Raw genomic sequence first — 22,843 nt, forward strand, 5'->3', positions numbered from 1 at the left:
CGCCTACCAGCTTCGAATAGGAGGTGTCCCGGGCGGCGGTGATTGAATCATGTCCACCAAGGGCACGGTGTATACGATGAGCACCAACACAGCCGTGAGAGCGATCCACAATGGCCATCGTTCGAGAATCATTGGGGTCGGATGGGACTTGTCCTTCACCTCTCCGATGGGAAACTCCGCCGGGGTGTCCAGGCGCGGAGCAAACCACCACAGGTAGATCATCGCACCGAGGAACAACATGATGGAGAGAAACAGAAAGATACCCGACATTCCCATCACCGGCCAGTAGGGCAGCCACGGTTGGACAACAGGGTTGTCGTTGTACGTGGTGAACGCCGTGCGCCGGGGCTCTCCCAGGAGTCCGACGATGTGCATGGGGACGGAATTGAGCAGCATGCCGATAAACCAGAGCCACGCTTGGACAATGCCGAGGTTATTGACCCGCCACGTCAGCTTTCGGTTAGTGAGGGCCGGGACCAGCCAGTAGGCGATACCGAAAAAGGTTAGGGTCACCGCAGAAGACAAGGTCATGTGAAAGTGTCCCGTTACCCACAAAGTGTTATGAATGACTTGGTTAAGCTGGTAACTGGCGTTCACCACTCCTCCGGCCCCGCCCGGGATGAACATCACCATGCCGAGAAACGGGGCGAAGAACCGGACATCCTTCCACGGGAGTTTGCGGAGCCATGCGAATCTCCCGGTCGCTCCCTGAGCCCGGCCAGCCATTTCGAAGGTGGCGAACATGGCGAACACCGTCATCAAGGAGGGGACCACGACGGTCAGGGTGAGGGCGGCGGCGAGGATTTTCCAAATATTTGCAATCCCCGGTTCGTTAAATTGATGATGAAATCCAACCGGGATCGAATAGAGGATGAACAAGACGAAAGTGAGTCGCGGCAGAGAATCACTGAATAACTTGCCCTTGATGATTTGAGGAATGTTCACGTACCAGTATATGTAAGCCGGCAACAACCAGAAGTACACTAAGGGATGGCCGAAATACCAGAACAGCGTGCGGCTCAGTTCCACGTTGACCCGGGGAACCCATCCGAAAGACATGGGGATCAATTGAAACAACACTTCAATGGCGACCCCCAGGGTGGCGATGATCCATAGGATCATCGTCGCGACGGACATGTAGGCGAATAACGGAGACACCTGACCCCGGTGCCGCCGCCGCCACCGGGCGTAGGCCGTAAAGATGGCCACTCCCCCCAGCCAGCTTCCCACGACGACCAGCGCCAACCCGACGTAAAACCATGGAGAGGCATTCATCGGGGCATAAAACGTGTACAACACCGTTGCCGTGTTGTTCATGATGGTGACGGTACTCATGGCTGTGCCCACCACCATCATCACCCAGCCGATCCATGCCCAAGCTCGATCCACGGCCTGAAGTTTGCCGTCCAAGGTCTTCGCAGTCCCGGCGAGCAGGAACCCAATAATGAACAGGGTGGTGAAAATGAGCGCCAAGGACACTCCGTGCAAAGTGAGGAGTTGATAATATCCTACGGCATCCGGCCATTTGATGTATCCGGTGCGCTGTAGCCCCTGCAGCATTCCGGCAGCCGCACCCAATAACAAGGCGATAAACGCAATCCCCAAGTGGGCGAGCACCAGGATCCGGTCCCCTCGTTCAAAGGCGAAGACGGGAGCCCGGGTTGTTCTTGTATCCACAGCACTTTCGCTCATGGCTGTTCCTCCTCGACTGAGATTACTGTACGACGAATCGACCGAGCATCACCTGATGTCCGCTGCCACAATACTCATTGCAGACGATGACCCGATCCATCTTGGTGCGGAATGTGGCCGTATATTCGGTGATGTGACCGGGGACCACCATGAGGTTCACATTGGTGCCAGGGATTTCAAAGCCATGAACCACATCTGGACTTGTCACCTCAAAATGCACCGTGGCCCCCGCTGGTACCGTCACTTGGTTAGGCTGGTACATAAACATCTGGGCGATCATGACGGCGCGGTATTCGTTCGGTCCCACCTGATACAGACCGGGTTTGTCAAAGGGCGGGGTGGTCCGCACCGCGTCCGGGGCGATGGTTTTCATTTGCCCGGGGTTATGAAATCCCCAAACCAGCGCCATGATCAGGATGATCGCGAAAAATACCACCAAAGAGGCCCCGCCGATCACCAACCAGATTCGTTCCGAACGGGGCAAATCGATGTTGAGCATGGACGTTTACCCCCTATGCACTGAGCCTCGTGACATAAAGGCCGAACATAAGAAACCACAGAATCACAATAAACGCGCCCACCACAAGGGATGCCACAATCGTGTCGTGTAGATTCTCGTCGGTTTTTTCCACTTTCTGTATATCCTTGTTCAGGTCTGGATCCACACTGAACTCACTCCTTCCCTAAGAGAAAAGACTCGACCTCTTTCTGGAAGTATGTCCTGTTTATTCAATATTTATCCGGGAATGAGCCGTGCTCCCGGTGATCGAAGAGATGGCGTAAAATAATCGTCAAGGAGGTCGCTGGCCGGACGAAGGTGAGGAAAAATTCTCTTTGATCTGTCTGGTCAGATGTGCAAAATGGACCGAGAAGCGGCACTTCGGAGGATAGCGGCATACAGCCCTAGGGGACCTGTGAAAAAGTCTTTGATCCAATGAACATGGTGCAAATATAGCGCATGGAACATTAGTTGAACACTATATATGGGACTTAGTTATGAAATAAGGTGGATTTTCACAGGTTCCCTAGGGAGTTGGAAGACTGGAAACGCCACGTGTTGCGGTGCCGGGCTCACTTTGCCCGGGATCACAACCTCTTTGAAGTGGAAGAGTGCGATTTTTTACTTTTGCACATTGAGGAGCGGTTGAAGGGCCAAAGGGGTCAAGGGGTCAAATGAATCCACAAAAACGACGGGGTCGTCGGGCGTCCGGGCCGGACAAGACGAAAAGTCTGCGTTTGGCACCGGCGCCCGTCCTTTTTACCGTTGCGATTCCCACCATTTTAGATACGGATACGGGTCGATGGCCTGCCAGGATCCGGAGGTTTTATACATCCCAAAGTGCAGGTGGGCCTCGAATTTGCCCGAAGTCCCAACGGGGCCGTATCCGGTGTTCCCCACGTATCCGATCAGTTGACCCTTCTTGATCGTCGCACCTTTCACCATCCCAGCGGCATATCTAGACATATGGGCGTAATAAAAAGCGGTGGATCCGTCGACCTGAACGGTGAGCCGCCAGCCCCCCAGTTCACTCCACCCCTGATTGATAATCGTTCCCCCTTCGGCGGCGTAAATGGGGGTGCCCAGAGGGGCCACGATGTCGATGCCATCATGGTTGCGGGTGGTGGTGCCCGTTGGAGACCAGGTTCGAATCGCGCCAAAATTGTCAGTAAACCCGGAGTAGGAGCCCTTTGGTAATGGGAAGACGCCATCTCGATAGGCCGGGGGCATGCGAACCGTCGGGGTCGAAGCGGGGGCCGTGGACCCCAGATTGCTGCTGGGACCGGAAGGAATCTTTAGGACTTGGCCGGGGTAAATCAGGTCGTCGGACAATTGGTTCTCAGCTTTAAGCGCCGCCACCGAAACATTGTATCGCTGGCCGATTTTCCAAAGGCTGTCGCCCTTGACCACGGTATATGTACGGCTGTTCCCCGGGATCTGAAGGTTTTGCCCGGGGTAAATCCACGTACTCGTCAAGTGATTGGCTTCCATCAATTGGGCGACGGAAACATTGTGAGCATGGCCGATTTTCCACAGGGTGTCACCGGGTTTTACCGTGTAAGCCAGAGCCGGAGTCGGAAGGAGCAGGGCGCCGGTGAAAACGGCGGCAATCAACCGACCTTGCATCTTAAAACCTCCTCGTCCCTTCAATTCCTACTGTCACTCTACTGAAGTCGGATCGCTTTGTGAATCGACAAATAGTGGATTAAGAACATGTTATTAACAAATCTCACCACGAGGTGGAGGTTGCCATGATTCTGGCGAGTCGTTTTCTACGTTTGACCACCCCCTACATGAGGGGACCGGATGTGATTGCCGTGCAACGGAGGTTGACAGTTTTCGGACGCTTGTCTTCTTGGGACGGCATCTATGGACCGGTCACCGCCCGGGCGGTGGCCGAGTTTCAACGGGCGTCCGGTCTTCTCTCCGACGGCATCGTCGGTCCTGCCACCTGGGTTGCCCTGGGAATCGAACAAGTGGAGTGGGGGGGCGGACAATTTCATATCGCGATCGACACCGAACGCCGGGTCCTTAGCCTTTTTCAAAGAGACCGTCTGATACGAAGCTTTCCGGTGGCAGTGGGGAAGCCCACAACGCCGACTCCGGTGGGGGACTGGGTGATTGTGGAGAAGATTGCGAACCCTGGTGGCCCTTTTGGGGCGGCGTGGATGCGTCTCTCGGTTCCCAATGGCGGCTATGGCATTCACGGGACGAACAATCCGGGTTCGGTGGGTCGGGCCGTGAGTCACGGCTGTGTGCGGATGCACAACGAAGATGTGATCCAAGTGTACCAGACGGTTCCATTGGGGACCTTGGTGACCATTACGGGGAGGGTGTTGACCACGCGGCTGCTCCATATGGGAGTCACCCCAGGGGATGATATCGCCCAGGTCCAGAGGATGCTCCAAGTGCTGGGCTTCTATCGCGGGGATACCGACGGGATATTTGGCCGAATAACCGACACGGCGGTCCGAGCTTTTCAGCAGTCCGCCCAGTTGACCGTGGACGGCATTGTGGGGCCCCGAACGGCGGTGACGCTGGAATCCCATTACGATATCGCGCTGGGCGACGTGCAGCCCTGACGCCAGACGGATCACAGCCAGATGCAGACTGTCCGCCGTCGCATGGTTCGAGCGAGCGCTCGAAGTTACCCTGAATGACCGTGGCGGTTTATGATCAGACTTCAGGCCGTTAAGTCCGGCGGGGCCGGCTGAGGGCCAGCCGGCCCCGCCGGACTTTCGTCAGGGATGGGCGTCCCCCGTTGTGCCGCGGTAGCGATGGGTGTGGGACGGACGACCGTTGACCGTGCTGACACCGGCGAATACGTGGTAATGACCGCCTCCGGGCAGAGGCACGGCGGGACCTGTACGCCCTTGCAGGACGTGGGTGTGGCCTTGATTGAAGGTGGTCACCGTGTAATAATCGTGGGTGTGGGGGACGCCGCTCGGCGCGGGGCCCGTGGTGCCGGCGTAACGATGTCGATGACCGGCGTCGAAAGATGTGATTCCGCCAAAATCGTGGACATGCGGTGGCCGGCCGTCCCATTCGATCAAATAGAGCTCATGGGTGTGGTCTTCATTCTTTGGTTTTCCAGATGTGGGCGGATCGGCGTGGCACAAGATGCCGATGACCGGCTTTTTCATGAACAGCCCTCCTTTCCTCTGCTCACTGTATGGACGGAAGGGAAAAACGGCCGGGCCAATCGGCCGGGCGGCGGTGGAATTTGCTCGCTCAATCAAGGTCTGAACACTCGGCTTTGTGCTCGCCGGGCAGGGGAGCGGGCACCAAGGATCTCAAGGATCACCGACCGTTGCATGGTGTCCCCACATTGTGATATAGTAGTGGAACGGAAGGTGGGATTCAGCTTTTGCCCGATGCGCCGCGGGACTTGCAGTACATGGAGCGCGCCCTGCAACTGGCGGCATATGCAGGGGAGATGGGCGAGGTGCCCATCGGTGCGGTGGTCGTGGCAGGGGGAAAGATTCTCGGAGAGGGTTGCAACCTTCGAGAGATGTGGAATGATCCCACGGCCCACGCGGAGATGGTGGCCTTGCGGCAAGCGGCCCAAGCGGTTGGTGGCTGGCGACTTTCAGGCACCACGTTGTATGTGACCCTGGAGCCATGTGCCATGTGCGTGGGCGCTGCTGTCTTGGCTCGGGTGGAACGGGTGGTTTTTGGGGCGCCTGATCCGAAAGCGGGAGCGTGCGGATCGGTGCTTCAGGTGGCTGATGCGCCCTTGAATCATCGACTAAAGGTGGAGGGTGGCGTCCTTCAGCAATCCTGTTCCCACCTGCTAAAACAGTTTTTTCGTGAACTGCGCATGCGGAAGAGGCCGCAGGCTGGCCGTTCTTCAGTTCTTTCCTTTGATGACCCATCGCGGAGAGATGTCTGAGTGGTCGAAAGAGCTCGCCTCGAAAGCGAGTAGCCCTTCACGGGGCTCGTGGGTTCGAATCCCACTCTCTCCGCCATTGTTATTCCCCAGGGTGCCCCTACAAGCCGGCGGTGGATCGACTGTGGAGAGATGTCCGAGTGGTCGAAGGAGCACGATTGGAAATCGTGTAGGCGGCAAAACCGCCTCGTGGGTTCGAATCCCACTCTCTCCGCCACTGGATCTGCCGCGCTAGGCGGGGAGGTAGCGGTGCCCTGAACCCGCAATCCGCTAGAGCGGGGTTGAAGGCTTGTCGTGAGGTGTGCGTCATGGAGGGCCGGCACCGGCCTCGGAGCGTCGACGACCGGGTCCTGCGCGGCGGGTCCTTCCGAACCGTGTCAGGTCCTGACGGAAGCAGCACTAAGGAAGATCGCCCGGGTGCCGCAGGGTAGCCTGGTCCGAGCCACCCGCCGGTGATACGCCTCGGTGCGCACATCGAAGACAAGGGCGCGGCAGATCCAGGGAATCCTCCTGCCTGACAGGGCGGGAGGATTTTTTCCGTCCTCGTAGAACTGTACACGTACGGCGACCGGGAATGTACGGCCCGGGATCGCCATAGGGCGGGGAGGGACGTGGCTTGTTTCACCGCGAAGGCTGGATCGAACGAAACATCGAACTCCTCCCGTTTCCGGCCTGCCTCTCGGACAGCGGCGGCGCGCTCCTTGCGGTGAGTCGGGCGCTGGGAGATGCAACTCGGCAGCCCGAAAACCATCTGGCAGAGAAGGGTCCGCAATCTTCAAACGCCGGGAGGGACGGTTTGCCGGCCGATATGGTTCGCTACGAACGAACCACCGAGGACGGGAATCGCGTGTACTTGTATGTTTCCGATGACGCCATCACCTGGGATCTGTGGCTGTGGGAACTTGTTCAGCCCATCATCGGGGAGATGGGGATGGGCGTTATTTTGACCGATGTGGATCTGAGGGTTCGGGCGACGAACCGCACGGCTGTGAAGATGCTGCGCTTGAAAGCCGATGACGCCATTGGGCGGGTCCTTTCCGAGGCTGTTCCCGAACTCGGCCTGGTGTTGCGTCCCGTTGCTCACAAGATCGCCGTGGAAGGTGTGCGAAACCTTCTTTTTGATGCTGAAATCGACGGACAGATCCAACACTGGTTGCTGGATTCTCATGTTTTACAGGGCTTCTTATCTCCGGAGGGATCTTACGAAAAAAGAATCGTGTTTTTCCTGAAGGATCTCGGCGAACGCTTCGAAAACCAGCTTCAGCGACAGGAAAAGCTCGCTACGGTCGGCAAGATTGCCGCTGGCATTGCCCACGAAATTCGCAATCCCCTGACTTCAATTAAAGGCTTTTTGCAAATCATGCGAGAGAATTTCATCCGCTCCCATATGGATAAGGAATTTCAGTACACTGAGGTCATGTTGGCGGAGATCGACCGCGTCAACGAGTTGGTCGGAGAGTTGCTGTTGTTATCGAGACCCCGGGATGTAAAATTGGCATCCACGGAAGTGGAAGAACTGGTCACGGGTTTGGCCCCACTGATCAGCAGTGAAACTCTTCTGCATGACATTGAATTTCATTTGTGTATCAAACCCGTTCCGAAAGTGTTGGCAGACCCTGAGCTGTTGAAGCAGGTCGTCCTGAACCTCGTGAAAAATGCGGTGGAAGCGATGGAACACGGCGGCACGTTGACCCTGTGTACCGACGTGGACCGGGAAGAAAATCTCGTTCGGATCGATGTACAAGACACGGGGCCCGGGATTCCCGCTTACGCGATGGATCGCATTTTCGATGCCTTTTTTACGACCAAAGAAAATGGGACCGGCTTGGGACTGCCCATTTGCCAACGGATTATCAGCGATCTGGGAGGTATGATCCGGGTCTCCAGTAAAGGATACGGAACCACGTTCAGTATTCTGCTGCCCGCCTACGAGCCGTAGGCGGCCAGCGATGCCCGGCCGGGCACTGGTCTGGATACCCCGCATATGGTAGTGTATTGGCAGACGGCTATTGTCGATCGGAAGAACGCAAAGAGGTGGGGACCTTTGGCCTATCTCGCACTCTATCGCGAATGGCGGCCACAGTTGTTCGCTGATGTCGTTGGGCAGCCCCATATCGTTCGCACGCTGCAAAATGCGCTGCGCAACGGACGGCTGGCCCACGCATATTTGTTTACAGGTCCTCGCGGCACCGGAAAAACCAGCGTTGCCAAGATTCTTGCCAAAGCGGTGAATTGTGAACAAGGGTCCGGCGAGGAACCGTGCAACCAATGCAATGCCTGCCGCGGCATCATGGACGGTTCGGTTTTGGACGTGGTAGAGATCGACGCCGCCTCGAATCGGGGCATCGATGAAGTGCGGGAACTTCGGGACCAAGTCCGGTATGCCCCTACCCAGGTGCGTCATAAAGTCTATATTATTGACGAAGTCCACATGTTGACCCCCGAGGCGTTTAATGCGCTGTTAAAGACGCTGGAAGAGCCACCGGAGCATGTCATCTTTATCTTGGCGACCACAGAACCGCACAAGGTGCCCGCCACCATTATGTCCCGGTGTCAACGATTCGCGTTTCAGAGAATCTACGCCGGGGACATGGCGGAGCGGATGAAATCGATCCTGGCCCACAAGGGGAGGCAGGCCGAAGACAAGGCATTGTGGCTCATTGCCCGGGCGGCGGATGGGGGGCTCCGGGATGCTTTGAGCATGTTGGACCAGGCCCTTTCTTTCAGCGATGATGTGCTGCGGGAAGAGGATGTGCTGGCCCTTCTCGGCCGCCTGCCCGAGCGGGCTTTGATGTCGGGTGTTGAAGCTCTGGCGGCGGGCCGAACGGCCGATGTCCTGATATGGGCGAGGGAGCAGCTGGACCATGGTTTCGATGTCGGTCCACTGGTGTCGACACTGTTAGATGCGTTGAGGGACATGCTGTGGATGCGGACGGCGCCGGACCATCCCGAGGTTCGGGAGCGGGCCCAGTTTCAGCCGGAAGTGAAAGCTCTGGCCGACCGGATGGAACCCGAACAGATTCTGGTTTGGATGGAAGAGCTGAACGGTCTGCAACAGCAGATGCGTTGGTACGGGCAACCCAGGATGTTGCTGGAGCTCACCTTGGCCAAACTCTGCACCCTTGCCGGGGAGAAGGGTTCGATGGAAACGAGTGGGGGTAGTGCCAGCATAACTGCCGACAAGTCTTCGCCGGCATCGGAGTGGGCTGCTCGGGTAGAACGATTGGAACGACAGATGGAACGGTTGACCCAAGCCCTGCGACAGAAAGGGGATGTTCCGGGGCCGGTGACCGTAGAACCCCCGGGGCCTCCTTCCTCATCTTTGCCCAGCTCTACGAGAAGCGAAGGCTCACAGGCTGACGCATGGGACAGAAGGGAAGGGGGCTCTCGCGCGCCTTCGGTTTCATCCCCGCCATCCCCGGGTGTTCCCCCCGCGGTCGGAGATCTCGAACCGGCTGTTGGGGATCGGCCGGCCGCCGGGCCGTCGGAGACGATGAGAAATGGCTCAGGTGTCGGGCGCCCTTCGGCGGGTGAAGGGCCGGAGTCGCCGGGCCCCACGCCTTCGGCAAAAGGGCAGGCCCAGGGAGCAGCGTGGGAAATGATCCGTCGGCAACTCGATATTCCCGGGGTTGAACCCGTACGCGCCCGTTGGCAAGAGGTGCTCGATGAAGTAAAGCGTAAACGCGTGACCACGCAAGCCTGGCTTTTAGATGGCGAGCCGGTGGCCCGGTCGGGTTCATGGCTGATCGTGGCTTTCAAGAACCAGATCCACCGGGAAACTGTCATGAAACCGATGCACCGCACGGCCATCGAAGAGGTTTTGCAGGCGCTCTTCAATGAATCCATGCAACTCTATGCGGTGTCGGTTCAAGTGTGGGAACAGGAGTTGGCCGAGAGGGAGCAGGCTGCCGGCGTCGTTTCTCGCAGTTCGGGGAAGGGCGGAGGGACCGGCGGATCGGAGGGCGGAAGTGATGATCCCCTGGCGCAGCTGGCGGCCCTTTTTGGGCAAGATCGAATTGAGATCATCGGGGAGGAATGAACATGAAAAACATGAACCAATTGATGAAACAGGCAAAGAAGATGCAGGAAGAGATGATGAAAGCCCAGGAGGCTTTAGGGGAAAAGACGGTTGAGGGATCCGCCGGGGGCGGTGCGGTGACGGTGGTGGCAAACGGACACAAGCAGATTCAGTCAGTGGTCATTCGTCCGGAAGCGGTAGACCCCGATGATGTGGAAATGTTGCAGGATCTGGTGCTCACGGCGGTGAACGACGCCTTAAAAAAAGTCGATGATTTGGTGGCGGAGGAACTCAGTAAATACACTCGGGGGTTCAACATGCCGGGGTTATTCTGAGAGGGTGCGAAGTGCGGTGAAACGACAATGGTGAACTTTCCGGAACCCATCTCGCAGCTCATCGACGGGTTTATGAAATTGCCGGGAATCGGTCCTAAGACCGCTCAACGCTTGGCTTTTCACGTTCTCCGGATGCCCGACGAAGATGTCCTGCACCTATCCCAGGCCCTGGTGGCGGTCAAAAAGGACCTCCGGTATTGCCGGATCTGCTGCAACATTACCGATGTCGATCCTTGTACCCTTTGTCGCGATGAGCTGCGGGATCACCGGGTGATCTGCGTGGTTCAGGATCCCAGGGATGTCGCGGCGATGGAACGCACCCGGGAATACCATGGGGTATATCACGTGCTTCACGGGGCAATTTCGCCGATGGAAGGGATTGGCCCCGAGGATATTCGAGTGAAAGAATTACTGGAACGCATGAAGAACGATTTGCCGAAAGAGTTGATTCTCGCCACAAACCCCACCGTGGAAGGGGAAGCGACAGCGATGTTTTTAACCCGGCTGGTCAAACCGCTGGGGGTGAAGGTGACCCGGATCGCCCGGGGGTTGCCCATGGGGGGAGATCTCGAGTATGCGGACGAGTTGACGCTGTCCCAGGCTCTGGAAGGCCGCCGAGAAATTTAAGTCCACAGTCATAGGAACCGCATGCGGCTTCTATACATCCTTAGTGAGGACAGGCCAGCGCATTCGATATGAGTGTGGCGGCCGGCGGGAGGGGATGGGATGAAGCCGATTTTGCGGTGGGCCCGGTGTAAACGGCGGACCCGGGAGGGGAATGAAGCGGAACGGGAGCGGGCGGAACTTCTTCTCGAGATTCGGCGGACCCGGGACGAATGGATGAGAGCCCAGCACTTGTTGGATAATGTGGTTGAGCCCGAGTTGATCGACCACGCTATCTACGCCGTTCAGGCCGCTCAACGCAAGTACGAATATTTGATGAAGGTGGCCCGAAAACAACACCTTTCTGTGCCGCCGGAAGAAGGTCTGGTCCGGGGTGCCGCCCGGACTCCGGCGGTGGACTTCCAGGGGCATGACGGGGTGAGGGCCCGCTCCAAAGGTCGGTAAAGGAGGCGTGTCGCCCATGGTGGAGTATCCCATCACCCGGGCTGAGAATGGGAAAAAATTGCACCGGTTTTTGCGTCAAAATTTACCAGGATTGCCGCTCAGCGGGGTGTACAAATGGATCCGGGTGGGCCGGGTGAAGGTGAACCGGAAAAAAGGCAAACCGGATTTGGTGCTTCACGAGGGCGACACCGTCCAACTGTTTGTATCCGACGAGGAGTACGCCGCCCTGCGGCGCCGGGGGCCGAAGTTTCAGGGCGTTCCCCGAACCTTCGAGATCCTGTATGAAGACGGCGATCTCCTGGTTGTGAATAAGCCCGCGGGACTGCTGACCCATCCGGATCGGCAGGAGCACCGGGATACGTTGATCAATCGGGTCCTGGCTTACCTTTATGATAAAGGCGAATGGGACGGGCGGGCTTTCGCACCGGCGGCGGCGAACCGACTGGACCGCAATACCAGCGGAATCGTTTTGATCGGTAAACACGCCCAGGCTCTAAGAGAACTGGCGGATGCACTTCGCGGGCGTCGAGTGGACAAACGTTACTTGGCTTTGGTACACGGCCGTATTGAGACCCCGGGTACGCTGAAACAAGCGTTGATTCGAGATCATGAGAATAACCGAACGCGCCTGGCCGGAGAAAAGCGCGGACGGCACGGCGTGGCACCGGAGACCTTGGAAGCCGAAACCCGGTACCGGCCACTGGCCGTGGCGGAGAGGCTGACGCTCCTGGACATTACATTGGTAAGCGGGCGGACGCATCAGATTCGAGCTCATCTGGCTGCAGCGGGTCATCCCTTGGTCGGGGACATCAAATATGGGGGCAAACCTTTACGTGGCTTGCGGCATCAGTTCCTGCATGCCTACGCATTGACTCTTGCCGATGGGCGGAGGTTCGTGGCCCCGCTGCCCGCGGAATTACGGAAGTTGCTGGAGTCCTATGGGCTTTCCACAGATGTGCCGGCGGAGACTTCGACGTCCACGTGACCGGAAAAGCTCCGGGTGAACCGAGTGAGGCTGCTGCACCGGTCGGGGACCGGGCATTTTTACGGGCTGGACTTGACACCAGGTCATAAAACTCTACAATAAGAGCCATGAATGATCAAAGGGGGAGTCCGTATGCGGCGAGCGGGGATTGTTGGCCTGGGAATGTACGTGCCTCCGAAGGTGCTCACGAACCGGGATCTTGAGCGCATGGTGGATACATCGGATGAGTGGATCCGGCAGCGAACCGGGATTGAAGAGCGGCACATTGCCGACCCCGGTGTGGGCAGTTCGGACCTCGGAGTACAAGCCGCCCGGGCGGCCTTGGCGGACGCTGGCTGCGGTCCCGAGGATTTGGATCTGATCTTGGTGGCCACCACCACTCCAGACCAGCCATTTCCGACTACGGCGGTGATGGTGCAAAAGGGCCTCGAAGCCTGGCAAGCGGGGGCAGTGGACGTCGGGGCCACGTGTTCGGGGTTTATTTATGGGCTTTCCTTGGCCACCTCCATGGTGGAGTCGGGACGGATGAACAAGGTGCTCGTTATTGGGGCGGAGACGCTATCGCGAATCACCAATTGGAAAGATCGCGCGACGTGTGTACTGTTTGGAGACGGGGCTGGAGCTGCGGTGGTGGCGGAAGTTTCTCAAGGAGGGATTCAGGCTTTCGAACTGGGTGCCGACGCTCGGGGTACAGAATTTCTGAACGTTTGGGTTGGAGGATTTAAGAAACCGGTCACTGCGGAGCTGTTGGAGTCTTCAGACCGTTATATCAACATGACCGGACGGGAAGTTTTCAAGTTTGCGGTGCGGACGATGGAAGAATCGGTTCGCCGGGTTGCGGACCGGGCGTGGGGAGGTTTAGAGGTTGACCTGTTGGTGCCTCACCAGGCCAATGCACGGATTATCGAGGCGGTGGGGCAGCGTCTCGGGTTGGCCGACAAGGCTTGGATCAATATCCAGCATTACGGCAATACTTCGGCGGCATCGATTCCCATGGCTCTCACTGAAGCTCGGGATGCGGGGCGCCTGAGCCCAGGTACCCGGGTGGCGATGACCGCCTTCGGAGGGGGATTCACCTACGCCAGTGCCGCGTTGGAATGGGTCTAAGCTGGTCCACCCCGGCATAGGATGGTGCTGATACCACTGTCCTGGGGCAAGGAGGACCGACCATGGGAAAGATTGATCTCCCGGCGGCGCTATTCGCAGCCGGTTTGGCCATCGCCCTGCTGGCGTATGTGATCCGCAACCCCCTGCGGTTCTTGGGCCGGTTTGTCCGCGGATTGGTGGTCGGCGGGGCCGTGATCTGGGCGGCCAATTGGCTGGGGCAGGCCCATCAGTTTCACGTACCCTGGAACCCGATCACTGCCGCCATTCTAGGATTGTTCGGCCTGCCGGGGGCTTTGGCGCTTCTCTGGCTGCGCTGGTGGCTTCCGGTGTGACGGCGGCGCCCGGCGGTGGGCTGAACGGCCACAGAAGAATACCTCCTTTGGCATCGGGTACACCCGAAACGATCTTCAATCGTTCCATCGTAAATATGACTAAAGAATGTCTTTCATTATAGCACTCGGACCGGCTCTGACAACTCGCCGGAGGGCGGCGGGAGCCCGTAGGACTCGTGCGAAGGGTGCAGGGATTGTTTATAATGAAAGGCGACTTTAACGGGTTCGGGATGGAGTGATCGAATGCCGACACCGCTTTGGGACGCGCTTGTTCGACATGTCGCGGCAAGGCCGGTGCCGTGGCACGTTCCCGGACACAAGATGGGTCGGGGCGCGCCGCCGGACCTCATCCGGTGGCTGGGGGCGGGGCTTAAGCTGGATTTGACTGAACTTCCCGGGTTGGACGATTTGCACCAGCCGGAAGGTCCCATTGCCGAAGCCCAAGTCTTGGTTGCTCAAACGGTTGGGGCGGACGAGAGCTTTTTCCTCGTCGGAGGGAGTACGGTCGGGAACATCGCCATGCTTCTGGCCACCGCTGAACCCGGGGAGACGGTGCTGATTGCCCGGAATGTGCATCGCTCGGTGATCTCGGGGTTGATGTTGGCGGGGGCATCGGCCCTGGCGGTGGCTCCCGACTGGGAGTATGACCTGGGTGTGCCAGGGGGCATAAGGGTAGAAACGGTGGCGCGCATCCTCGGGGCGCATCCCGAAATTCGGACAGTGCTGGTGACGAGTCCGACTTATCACGGCGTGTGCAGTGATTTGGCTTCCTTGGCCGAGGAGGTACACCGCCGGGGAGGGCGATTGTTGGTCGACGAGGCTCACGGAGGGCATTTTCCCTTTGTACAGGGAAGTCCGCCTGGCGCTCTTGCTTCGGGGGCGGACGCGGTTGTGCAAAGTTGGCATAAGACGATGGGATCGCTGACCCAGTCGGCGGTGTTGCACCTGCGCGGCAATCGGGTGGACCGCCAGCGTATACGAGAGTCCCTGGCGACGGTTCAATCTTCCAGCCCTTCCTACCTGCTGATGGCTTCCTTGGATCTGGCTCGACAGTGGATGCAGGATGAAGGCGGGAGGCGCCTTGACTCCGTGGTGCAGACCCTGGCTCAAGTCCGGGGAGAATTGGATGCTGTTCCTGGGGTTGACGTGTTGACCGCCGAGAGGGCCCGTCGGGCGGGAGGAGTTGGCCTGGATCCCGCCCGCCTGACCTTGGGGGTTGTTAGGTCTGGAGGGACAGGGATCGAGTGGGGAGAGGCCCTCCGGCGGCGGGGGATCTGGCCGGAATTGGAGGAACCGACCGCGGTGACCTTTGTTGCCGGACCCGGGGACGACAGCCGGATCATCGGCCGGCTTGTCCAAGGGCTGCAAGACGTGGCCATGGAGATCGGCGGGGTTGGTGAACCCGCCGAGGGCCGGCGGGGTTCACGGGTCTTCCCAGGTACGGAGGCGGCCGAGTGGGCGGCCCTTCTGCAGGAACTGTGGCACAATGAAGAAGGGCAGGACCTAATCAGGCCCCGACTGGCCCGGAAAGTCCGATGGGTTCCCCTGGGGAAAGCTTTGGGGCTGCAGGCCGCCCGGGCCGTGATTCCTTACCCGCCCGGCATTCCCATGCTCCTGCCCGGGGAGCGGATCCGCCCTCTTCACAATGAACTGATCCGAATGGGGCGGTCTATGGGGGTTCGCTTGGTCGGCATGCCTTCCGATGAGGAAGTGGTGGCGGTGACGGAGGAGGGGCGGGAGTGACAGGGGTATTTATCACCTTTGAGGGGCCCGACGGGGCGGGAAAATCCACTCAGGTCGCCCTGTTGGCGAGTCGTCTCCAAAAAGCTTGCATACGTTGTATCACGACCCGGGAACCGGGAGGTACAACGATCAGTGACAAGATCCGGGGCATTCTGCTCGACCCCCATCACCGGGAAATGACCCCCCGTACCGAAGCGTTGCTCTATGCCGCTTCCAGAGCTCAGTTGGTCGGCGAATTCATCCGCCCACATTTGGAACGCGGGGACGTGGTGATCTGTGATCGCTATGTGGATGCGAGCTTGGCGTACCAAGGAGCGCTGGGGCTGGATCGGAAAGAACTGGCTCGCCTCAATCACTGGGCCACCGACGGGCTCGAACCCCTGCGAACCTATCTGATCGATGTTCCGGCCGATGTGGGATTGGACCGGGTGAGGACGCGGCACTCTATGTATGGTGTCATGGACCGCATTGAGGAGCGGAGCATCGAGTACCATGAAGCGGTTCGCAGATGGTTTCTGGGGCAAGCCCAAACATCCCCGCGCTACCGAGTGATCGATGGCACGATGCCGCCGGAGATGGTGTCGGAAGCGATCTGGCGAGATGTCAAGAGCCTCTTGAATCTTTGAGGAGGTGACACCCATGCGCCTCGTAATCGCGGTGGTCCAAGACAAAGACAGTGGGCGCTTGGCGGCAGAATTGGTGAAGCGCGGGTATCGCGCCACGAAGTTGGCGAGTACTGGCGGATTTCTGAAGGCGGGGAACACCACTTTCTTGATTGGGGTGGACGATGAACGGGTCAACGACGTGGTGGAATGTATCCACCGGAGCTGCAGGGCCCGGGAACAAGTGGTGACCCCCTTTGCCCCGGTGGGAAACGTGGATGCGGAAGTTCCAGTGCCGATTTCCGTCCAGGTGGGAGGGGCCACCGTGTTCGTCCTGGATGTGGAGAGGTTCGAACATTTCTGAACCCAGGTGCACCTCGGATTGCATGGGGAGAGGGGCGGTAAGATTGCGTGTGGATCAAACCCTAACCCAGTGGTGGCGAGATCAGCCGGCCAGCCGCCCTTTTTCCGGTGGAGACTTGTCCCGGCCTTCTTTTGGACAAGTTTTTGATGCCCAAATCCGGAGGATCGGCAGGGAAGAACTGGATGAATCCTTCGAACGCATTGAGGAGGCAGCGGCTGTCCTATCGGAACGGATGAGGTTGGAGGATCTGCAACGGTATAAGGAGGCGCTGAAGGAATTTCTAGAACGGGCGATGCGACTCGGTTTGATTGTCCGCGAGGAGACGGGACGGGATCGGCGGGGGCGTCCGCAGCTTTTGAAATTACTGGCGATCTTGGATGAACGGGTCCTCGAGATCGCGGATGTGCTTCGGGAAGCGGAAAAAGACCGCATCCGGCTGCTGGCGCTCATCGGAGAGATTCGGGGCCTGCTGATTCAGGCCACGGCCTGAATTCCGGAATGAGATCGGGAATGACAATGAGGGACGGTGGGCGGCGGTGAATGATCGGGATGGCGTTGAACAGTCAGGCGGGGGATGGCTCCAGCTTCGCCGGTGGCTGCGGCGGGGGGAGTGGGCGCACGCTTATCTGTTCGTGGGGCCTGAAACCGGAGACCAGGATCAAGCTGCAGAATATTTTGCTTCTGGGGTTCTCTGCGAGGACCGAGCGAATCCGCCCTGTGGTTCTTGCCCATCCTGCCGCAGGCTGGCCCATGGGAATCATTTCGGGTTGGTCCAGGTGTATCCGGACGGCCAGAGCATTAAAATCGACCAGCTCCGGGAGCTGCAGCGGTTCTTCTCCTTGCGTGCGATCGAAAGGGAGAACAGGGTGTACATCATCCACGGGGCGGATCGCATGACTCCCGAGGCGGCGAACTCCTTGCTGAAGTTTCTTGAGGAGCCGGCCTCCGGCACGGTGGGGATTTTGACGGCAAAGCGCCCGGAAGGGGTGCTGGCCACGGTGCGTTCCCGGTGTCAGGTTCTCCGATTCTCGGCGCCGAGGCCAGAGGTTTTGTACCGGGAGTGGACCTCCCGGGGAGTTGGGGAGGAGATGGCCCGTTTATTTGCGTATTTGGGCTTGTCTGACACGGGCTGTGGGGAAGACGCGGATAAAGAGGCGGACGGTGAAAATCCGTTGGACACCGCTGTATTTGCCGATATCGCCCGTTGGGTGGTAGAATGGGTGCAGGCGGTGGAGGAGCACAAGGGTAAGCCCCTCCTGGAGCTTTTTTCCCGGGTGGGTCGGGGACAATGGTCTACCCCCGAGTGTCTGTGGCTCCTCGACGTGCTGGCGTGTTGGTACCGGGATGTCCTCTATACCTCGCTGGGTTTGTCGGACCAAGTGGTGTTTATCGACCATCGGCGCGAACTTTCCTCCCAGGCAGCACGGCACGGCTCGATCGCCCTTCTCGTGGAAAGGATGGGGGAGGTGATCGAGGCGAAACGACGCCTGCAGGCCCATGCCAACCCCCAGCTGACGCTGGAGCGCATGGTTCTGAGGCTGCAGGAGGAATGAGAAAGATGTACACGGTAGTCGGCGTACGGTTCCGACCGGCCGGAAAACTGTATTATTTTGACCCCGGATCTGAACCCGTGGGCCAGGGCGACTGGGTGATTGTCGAAACCGCTCGCGGCGTCGAGTATGGAGAAGTGGGGTTGGCTCCCCGCGAGGTGACCGAGGACGAGGTCGTTCTGCCACTGAAGCCCATTATACGGCTGGCAACGGAAGAAGATGAACGCCAGATGGAAGGGAATCGCCGCGCGGCGAAAGAAGCGCTGGGCGTGTGCGCGGATTTGATTCGCCGGCATTCCTTGCCGATGAAATTGGTGGATGCCGAATACACCTTTGATCGCAATAAACTGATCTTTTACTTCACCGCCGAAGGCCGCGTGGACTTTCGGGAACTGGTGAAGGACCTCGCTGCGGCATTTCGCACCCGGATCGAACTGCGTCAGATCGGGGTGAGGGACGAAGCGAAGATGGTTGGCGGGATCGGCCCCTGTGGACGAGTGACCTGTTGTTCCAGTTGGTTGGGGGAGTTTGTCCCGGTCTCGATCCGCATGGCAAAAGATCAGCAGTTGTCCCTTAATCCGTCGAAGATTTCCGGGCTATGCGGGAGGCTCATGTGTTGCTTGAAGTATGAGGCCGACTCGTATCCAGGGGCGGGGCGGACGACCAGCGCATGATTCCCCGCAGTCGGGCAACGGGGTGTTGATCTTGGATAAACAAGCGGTGTTCGCCGAAGTGGCCAATGTGGAAGAGCGGATCGGAGAACTTTACGCCCAAGTGGGCAGCTTGAAGCGGAAGATCGTCGAGTTGATCGAAGAGAACCAAAAGCTCACCATGGAAAACGCGAAGTTGCGGAAGATTCTCGATCAACTTCACCCGGAGGAGCAGGTTCATCCCGGGGATGGATACGACAACCTGGCGAGGATTTACCATGACGGTTTTCACGTCTGTCATGTGCGGTTTGGGAGTTTGCGCACCGATGGCGACTGCTTGTTTTGCCTATCGTTATTGAATAAAACCGGATGAACGGGCGGCGGGAGCCGCTCTTTTCTTTAACGGGTGCTCAGCCGGAGGCGATGTGATGGACAGTCAATTTTCTTTCGATGGGCCCCGGGAAAGGGGCTTGGTGCTGGTGGCGACCCCCATCGGCAACCTCGAGGATATTTCCGCCCGAGCGCTCCGGGTGCTTGGGGAAGCGGATGTTATCCTCGCCGAAGACACCCGGCGCACCCGGCAACTGCTGGCGCATTTTCAGATTTCTGGACCCCGGCTGGTCAGCTATCACGAGCACAATCGAATCCAGAGAGAACCCGATGTTTTAAATTGGCTGAAGGAGGGCAAGCTCGTGGCCTTGGTGACCGACGCCGGGATGCCGGCAATCTCTGACCCTGGGGCGGACCTGGTGCGTCTTGCCCGGAATGTCGGTGCCCCGGTTACCGTGGTTCCCGGTCCGTCTGCTGCCCTTGCAGCTCTCGTGATCTCTGGCCTTCCCACCGATCGATTTGTGTTTCTGGGTTTTTTGCCTCGCTCGGGACGGGCGAGGGAAGAAGAGATCGCTCGGTTGGCCGGATATCCGGAGACGATCATCCTTTATGAGGCGCCCCATCGGGTGATTCGCACCGTGAGGGATCTGGCCCGGGTGCTGGGGAACCGACGGGCTGCGGCCGTCCGGGAATTGACCAAACGGTACGAGCAGGTGGTTCGCGGAACTTTGGGGGAGTTGATCGGCTGGTTGGAGGGGGAAGAACCCAAAGGGGAATGGGTCCTCATCGTTGAAGGGGCAGTCTCGGCGTTGAACGAACATCACATGTTCGGGGAAGGAGGATCTTCCGGGGAAGACGATATGAACCGCTGGTGCGAGGAGGTAACCCGTCAGGTGGCCGAGGGAGTCAGCGTCCGGGACGCAATCCGGGAGACCGCTCAGCGGCATCGGATATCCCGGCGGGCCCTGTATCAGGCTTATCTGAAGCGGGCAGAGGGAAACGGATAACGCCTTCCGCCAGGGCGTCCGGGGTGGTCGTCCGAACTTCGGGTTACAGATGATGAAAAGGCCCGGGCGCGGAGCGCCGCGGGCCGAAAGTACCGGACCGGCCGGGGGCTACTTGCTCATCTCGGCGATGCAGGCCGGGCAGATGTTGCGCCCTTTAAAGTGGATGATCTCATCGGCGTTCCCGCAAAAAATGCAGGCAGGCTCGTACTTTTTCAGCACGATGCGGTCGCCGTCCACGTAAATCTCTAGGGCGTCTTTGACGCCGATGCTCAAGGTGCGGCGCAGCTCGATGGGAATCACCACCCGGCCCAGCTCGTCGACCTTGCGGACAATACCTGTGGATTTCATGTCCCTCTCCCCCTGTAACATGACCGAATGTTGACATCTAGGCGGTGCATCCTAAGTGTACCAATTACTACCATAACAGTCAACCTAGTTTTAGAAAAATAGGGCGAAAGTCCTAGTCGACGGTAGAAAGCGCGGAAACTCCGGCGCGAAGGTGCGAATTTCTTGACCTGTTCTTTCGGAGCATGGTAAAATTTTGAGAACAGGACAATCGCTCCCTCTCGTCCTGGGGACGAGGGGTTTTTTGTATGGGATTCCCAGGAGGTGCGATATGGGTCGCAAAACGTTTTATATCACCACCCCCATTTATTATCCGAGCAATAAACTGCACATTGGCCACGCTTACACGACGGTGGCGGCGGATGCCATGGCTCGGTACAAACGCCTTCGGGGCTACGACGTGATGTATCTGACGGGCACGGATGAGCACGGACAAAAGATCGAACGCCGGGCCAGGGAGGAGGGCAAAACGCCCCAAGCCTTTGTCGACGAGATCGTCGGGTGGATTCAAGAGCTTTGGAGAAAATTGGACATCTCCTACGACGATTTTATCCGTACCACGGAGCCCCGCCATAAAAAAGCGGTCCAGCGGATTTTCCAGCGGTTGATGGAGCAAGGGGATATTTATCAAGCGGACTATGAGGGGCTGTACTGCACCCCCTGCGAGTCCTTTTGGACAGCCCGCCAAGCGGAGGGCGGGCGTTGCCCAGACTGCGGGCGGCCGGTGGAACTGGTGAGGGAAAAGAGTTATTTCTTTCGCATGAGCAAGTATGTGCCCCAGTTGCTTCGGTATTACGAAGAAAACCCGGAGTTCATCCAGCCCGAGTCCCGGAAGCACGAGATGATCAACAATTTCATCAAACCGGGGTTAGAAGATCTGTGCGTCTCCCGCACAACCTTCGATTGGGGAATCCCCGTTCCCGGAGATCCAGACCATGTCATCTATGTCTGGATCGATGCTTTGAGCAATTACATCACCGCTCTGGGGTATCTTTCCGATGATCCGGCTGAACGGGAGAAATTCGACCGATATTGGCCGGCGGACGTCCAGGTGGTGGGAAAGGAAATCGTGCGGTTTCATACGATCTACTGGCCGATCATGTTGATAGCGTTAGGGTTGCCTTTGCCGAAAAAGGTGTTCGGTCACGGATGGCTGTTGACGCCGCAGGGCAAGATGTCAAAGTCCAAGGGGAATGTGATTGACCCGAACCTTCTGTTGGACCGGTATGGCTCCGATGCGATCCGGTATTTTCTCCTGCGGGAAATCCCCTTTGGCGCGGACGGGGTCTTCACCCCCGAGGCGTTGATCCAACGGCTGAATTTTGATCTGGCCAATGATCTTGGAAATCTGTTAAATCGCACCCTGCCCCTCATTGAACGGTTTGCCGGAGGCCGGATCCCGACGCCGACCATGGTCCAGGATCCGGACGGGGAATTGCGGAGCTTGGCGGCGGAGACGGTGTCCCGGGTGGAAGAAGCGATGGAGAAGATGGAGTTCTCCACGGCTCTGGCGGCGATTTGGCAACTGTTGGGCCGGGCGAACAAATATATCGACGAGACCGCGCCTTGGGCCGAGATGAAGGCGGGAAGGACGGAACGGGCGCACACGGTGTTGTATCACTTGGCCGAGGTGATCCGCATTGTGTCGATTCTGCTCCAGCCGTTCCTGACGAAGGCGCCCGTGGAGATGCAGCGGCGATTGGGGCTGTCCCCGGGCCCCCACACCCATTGGGACAGCGCCCGGATGTTCGGAACCTTACCTCCGGGGCTGCCGGTGTACAAAGGAGACCCTCTGTTTCCCCGGCTGGATCTGGAGGCGGAGGTACTGGCGATCGATGAAGCGACTGGGGCGGTGAGTCGAGCTGCCGACTCCGAAGGCAACGCGTCTTCCGCTTCCGGAGCGAAGCGGGTAACCGGGGCCGGGTCAGCCGGAGGGGATGGCGCGGGCGCAGCGCAAGGGATCGCCAAGGCCGGGGACGTCGCCGACAACCATGAGGAGCCGAAACTCATCGGAATCGAGGAGTTTCAGAAAATCGACCTGCGGGTCGGCCGCATTGTGGAAGCGGAACGAATTCCCAAGGCGGACAAACTGTTAAAACTGATGATCGACCTGGGAAGTGAGGTCAGGCAAGTGGTGTCGGGGATTGCCCAGTACTATCGCCCCGAGGAGTTGGTGGGTCAGCGGGTGGTGGTGGTGACCAATCTTAAACCCGTCAAACTGCGGGGAGTGGAGTCCAGGGGCATGATTCTCGCCGCCTCGGAGGGTGACCGCCTCGTCCTGACTACCGTTTCTGACGATATCCCCCTGGGTACCAAAGTAAAATAAA

General features: G+C 58.6%; 25 protein-coding genes, 2 tRNA genes, 1 other RNA gene and 1 pseudogene. 23 read left to right on the forward strand and 6 right to left on the reverse strand.

Annotated elements, in window-relative coordinates; translation table 11 throughout:
* Window positions 1-3 precede the first annotated feature (3 nt).
* From BTUS_RS00155 to BTUS_RS17805, 3 genes are read right to left on the reverse strand one after another with little or no spacing between them, the layout of a single operon-like run.
* Window positions 4-1,692, reverse strand: a complete 1,689-nt coding sequence (locus BTUS_RS00155) for a b(o/a)3-type cytochrome-c oxidase subunit 1 (RefSeq protein ID WP_013074099.1) — start codon at window positions 1,690-1,692, stop codon at window positions 4-6.
* A 22-nt stretch (window positions 1,693-1,714) separates the two neighbouring features.
* Window positions 1,715-2,191 carry a cytochrome c oxidase subunit II gene (locus tag BTUS_RS00160; protein WP_013074100.1) on the reverse strand — a complete coding sequence of 159 codons (477 nt, stop codon included), beginning with the start codon at window positions 2,189-2,191 and terminating at the stop codon, window positions 1,715-1,717.
* A 13-nt stretch (window positions 2,192-2,204) separates the two neighbouring features.
* Window positions 2,205-2,357, reverse strand: a complete 153-nt coding sequence (locus tag BTUS_RS17805; RefSeq protein ID WP_013074101.1) for a hypothetical protein — start codon at window positions 2,355-2,357, stop codon at window positions 2,205-2,207.
* 368 nt (window positions 2,358-2,725) lie between these two features.
* Between BTUS_RS17805 and BTUS_RS18255 the strand changes: the two genes are divergently transcribed.
* Window positions 2,726-2,869 (forward strand): hypothetical protein, encoded by a 144-nt coding sequence (locus tag BTUS_RS18255; RefSeq protein WP_169307922.1) that lies wholly within the window; start codon window positions 2,726-2,728, stop codon window positions 2,867-2,869.
* An 81-nt stretch (window positions 2,870-2,950) separates the two neighbouring features.
* On the opposite strand, the gene BTUS_RS16570 is transcribed toward BTUS_RS18255, so the two are convergent.
* Entirely contained in the window at window positions 2,951-3,817 is an 867-nt protein-coding gene (locus tag BTUS_RS16570; RefSeq protein WP_013074102.1) for a M23 family metallopeptidase, read from the reverse strand.
* 125 nt (window positions 3,818-3,942) lie between these two features.
* On the opposite strand from BTUS_RS16570, the gene BTUS_RS00175 reads away from it, so the two are divergent.
* Window positions 3,943-4,773 (forward strand): L,D-transpeptidase family protein, encoded by an 831-nt coding sequence (locus BTUS_RS00175; protein ID WP_013074103.1) that lies wholly within the window; start codon window positions 3,943-3,945, stop codon window positions 4,771-4,773.
* 159 nt (window positions 4,774-4,932) lie between these two features.
* On the opposite strand, the gene BTUS_RS00180 is transcribed toward BTUS_RS00175, so the two are convergent.
* Entirely contained in the window at window positions 4,933-5,334 is a 402-nt protein-coding gene (locus BTUS_RS00180; protein WP_013074104.1) for a YmaF family protein, read from the reverse strand.
* 224 nt (window positions 5,335-5,558) lie between these two features.
* Between BTUS_RS00180 and tadA the strand changes: the two genes are divergently transcribed.
* From tadA to rsmI, 20 genes and pseudogenes are all read left to right on the forward strand, one after another.
* Window positions 5,559-6,083 (forward strand): tRNA adenosine(34) deaminase TadA, encoded by a 525-nt coding sequence (gene tadA, locus BTUS_RS16575; protein WP_013074105.1) that lies wholly within the window; start codon window positions 5,559-5,561, stop codon window positions 6,081-6,083.
* Window positions 6,070-6,159, forward strand: a tRNA-Ser gene (locus BTUS_RS00185). The genes tadA and BTUS_RS00185 overlap by 14 nt, the downstream gene beginning before the upstream one ends.
* A 47-nt stretch (window positions 6,160-6,206) precedes the next feature.
* Window positions 6,207-6,297: transfer RNA gene (locus tag BTUS_RS00190), tRNA-Ser, on the forward strand.
* A gap of 9 nt (window positions 6,298-6,306) precedes the next feature.
* Window positions 6,307-6,572, forward strand: an RNA gene (ffs, locus tag BTUS_RS17245) — signal recognition particle sRNA large type.
* Between the two features lie 124 nt (window positions 6,573-6,696).
* A complete protein-coding gene (locus BTUS_RS00195) occupies window positions 6,697-8,019 on the forward strand; it encodes a two-component system sensor histidine kinase NtrB (RefSeq protein ID WP_013074106.1) in 1,323 nt (440 codons plus the stop codon).
* Between the two features lie 105 nt (window positions 8,020-8,124).
* Complete coding sequence (gene dnaX, locus BTUS_RS16580) at window positions 8,125-10,119, forward strand: DNA polymerase III subunit gamma/tau (RefSeq protein WP_013074107.1); 1,995 nt, start codon at window positions 8,125-8,127, stop codon at window positions 10,117-10,119.
* Window positions 10,120-10,121: 2 nt separating this feature from the next.
* Window positions 10,122-10,433, forward strand: coding sequence for a YbaB/EbfC family nucleoid-associated protein (locus BTUS_RS00205; RefSeq protein WP_013074108.1), 312 nt, complete (start codon window positions 10,122-10,124; stop codon window positions 10,431-10,433).
* Between the two features lie 30 nt (window positions 10,434-10,463).
* Window positions 10,464-11,060, forward strand: a complete 597-nt coding sequence (gene recR / locus BTUS_RS00210; RefSeq protein ID WP_041304545.1) for a recombination mediator RecR — start codon at window positions 10,464-10,466, stop codon at window positions 11,058-11,060.
* 99 nt (window positions 11,061-11,159) lie between these two features.
* Window positions 11,160-11,501, forward strand: coding sequence for a YaaL family protein (locus tag BTUS_RS00215; protein WP_013074110.1), 342 nt, complete (start codon window positions 11,160-11,162; stop codon window positions 11,499-11,501).
* 16 nt (window positions 11,502-11,517) lie between these two features.
* The gene (locus BTUS_RS00220) at window positions 11,518-12,486 is read left to right on the forward strand and encodes an RluA family pseudouridine synthase (RefSeq protein WP_013074111.1); all 969 of its coding nucleotides are present in this window, start codon (window positions 11,518-11,520) and stop codon (window positions 12,484-12,486) included.
* A gap of 132 nt (window positions 12,487-12,618) precedes the next feature.
* On the forward strand, window positions 12,619-13,593 hold the full coding sequence (locus BTUS_RS00225; protein ID WP_013074112.1) for a beta-ketoacyl-ACP synthase III: 975 nt from the start codon (window positions 12,619-12,621) through the stop codon (window positions 13,591-13,593).
* Between the two features lie 62 nt (window positions 13,594-13,655).
* Window positions 13,656-13,925, forward strand: a complete 270-nt coding sequence (locus BTUS_RS00230) for a pro-sigmaK processing inhibitor BofA family protein (protein ID WP_013074113.1) — start codon at window positions 13,656-13,658, stop codon at window positions 13,923-13,925.
* Between the two features lie 243 nt (window positions 13,926-14,168).
* Window positions 14,169-15,668 carry an aminotransferase class I/II-fold pyridoxal phosphate-dependent enzyme gene (locus tag BTUS_RS00235; RefSeq protein ID WP_013074114.1) on the forward strand — a complete coding sequence of 500 codons (1,500 nt, stop codon included), beginning with the start codon at window positions 14,169-14,171 and terminating at the stop codon, window positions 15,666-15,668.
* A complete protein-coding gene (gene tmk, locus BTUS_RS00240) occupies window positions 15,665-16,294 on the forward strand; it encodes a dTMP kinase (RefSeq protein WP_013074115.1) in 630 nt (209 codons plus the stop codon). Before BTUS_RS00235 ends, tmk begins: the two co-directional genes overlap by 4 nt.
* A gap of 13 nt (window positions 16,295-16,307) precedes the next feature.
* The gene (locus BTUS_RS00245; protein ID WP_013074116.1) at window positions 16,308-16,634 is read left to right on the forward strand and encodes a cyclic-di-AMP receptor; all 327 of its coding nucleotides are present in this window, start codon (window positions 16,308-16,310) and stop codon (window positions 16,632-16,634) included.
* Between the two features lie 49 nt (window positions 16,635-16,683).
* Window positions 16,684-17,124, forward strand: coding sequence for a YaaR family protein (locus tag BTUS_RS00250; RefSeq protein ID WP_245543380.1), 441 nt, complete (start codon window positions 16,684-16,686; stop codon window positions 17,122-17,124).
* Window positions 17,125-17,170: 46 nt separating this feature from the next.
* Entirely contained in the window at window positions 17,171-18,187 is a 1,017-nt protein-coding gene (holB, locus tag BTUS_RS00255) for a DNA polymerase III subunit delta' (RefSeq protein WP_013074118.1), read from the forward strand.
* A 5-nt stretch (window positions 18,188-18,192) separates the two neighbouring features.
* Window positions 18,193-18,837 (forward strand): annotated as a pseudogene (locus tag BTUS_RS00260) (PSP1 domain-containing protein); the annotation flags it as partial.
* Between the two features lie 52 nt (window positions 18,838-18,889).
* The gene (locus BTUS_RS00265; RefSeq protein ID WP_100666469.1) at window positions 18,890-19,207 is read left to right on the forward strand and encodes an initiation-control protein YabA; all 318 of its coding nucleotides are present in this window, start codon (window positions 18,890-18,892) and stop codon (window positions 19,205-19,207) included.
* A gap of 55 nt (window positions 19,208-19,262) precedes the next feature.
* On the forward strand, window positions 19,263-20,171 hold the full coding sequence (gene rsmI, locus BTUS_RS00270; RefSeq protein ID WP_013074121.1) for a 16S rRNA (cytidine(1402)-2'-O)-methyltransferase: 909 nt from the start codon (window positions 19,263-19,265) through the stop codon (window positions 20,169-20,171).
* A 108-nt stretch (window positions 20,172-20,279) separates the two neighbouring features.
* Here the strand turns inward: rsmI and BTUS_RS00275 are convergent, their stop codons facing one another.
* Window positions 20,280-20,519 carry an AbrB/MazE/SpoVT family DNA-binding domain-containing protein gene (locus tag BTUS_RS00275; RefSeq protein ID WP_013074122.1) on the reverse strand — a complete coding sequence of 80 codons (240 nt, stop codon included), beginning with the start codon at window positions 20,517-20,519 and terminating at the stop codon, window positions 20,280-20,282.
* 268 nt (window positions 20,520-20,787) lie between these two features.
* Here BTUS_RS00275 and metG point away from each other — a divergent pair, with 268 nt between their 5' ends.
* On the forward strand, window positions 20,788-22,842 hold the full coding sequence (gene metG, locus BTUS_RS00280; protein ID WP_013074123.1) for a methionine--tRNA ligase: 2,055 nt from the start codon (window positions 20,788-20,790) through the stop codon (window positions 22,840-22,842).
* Window position 22,843: the final 1 nt, after the last annotated feature.

The sequence above is a fragment of the Kyrpidia tusciae DSM 2912 genome (assembly GCF_000092905.1).
GTDB classification, from domain to species: Bacteria; Bacillota; Bacilli; order Kyrpidiales; family Kyrpidiaceae; genus Kyrpidia; species Kyrpidia tusciae.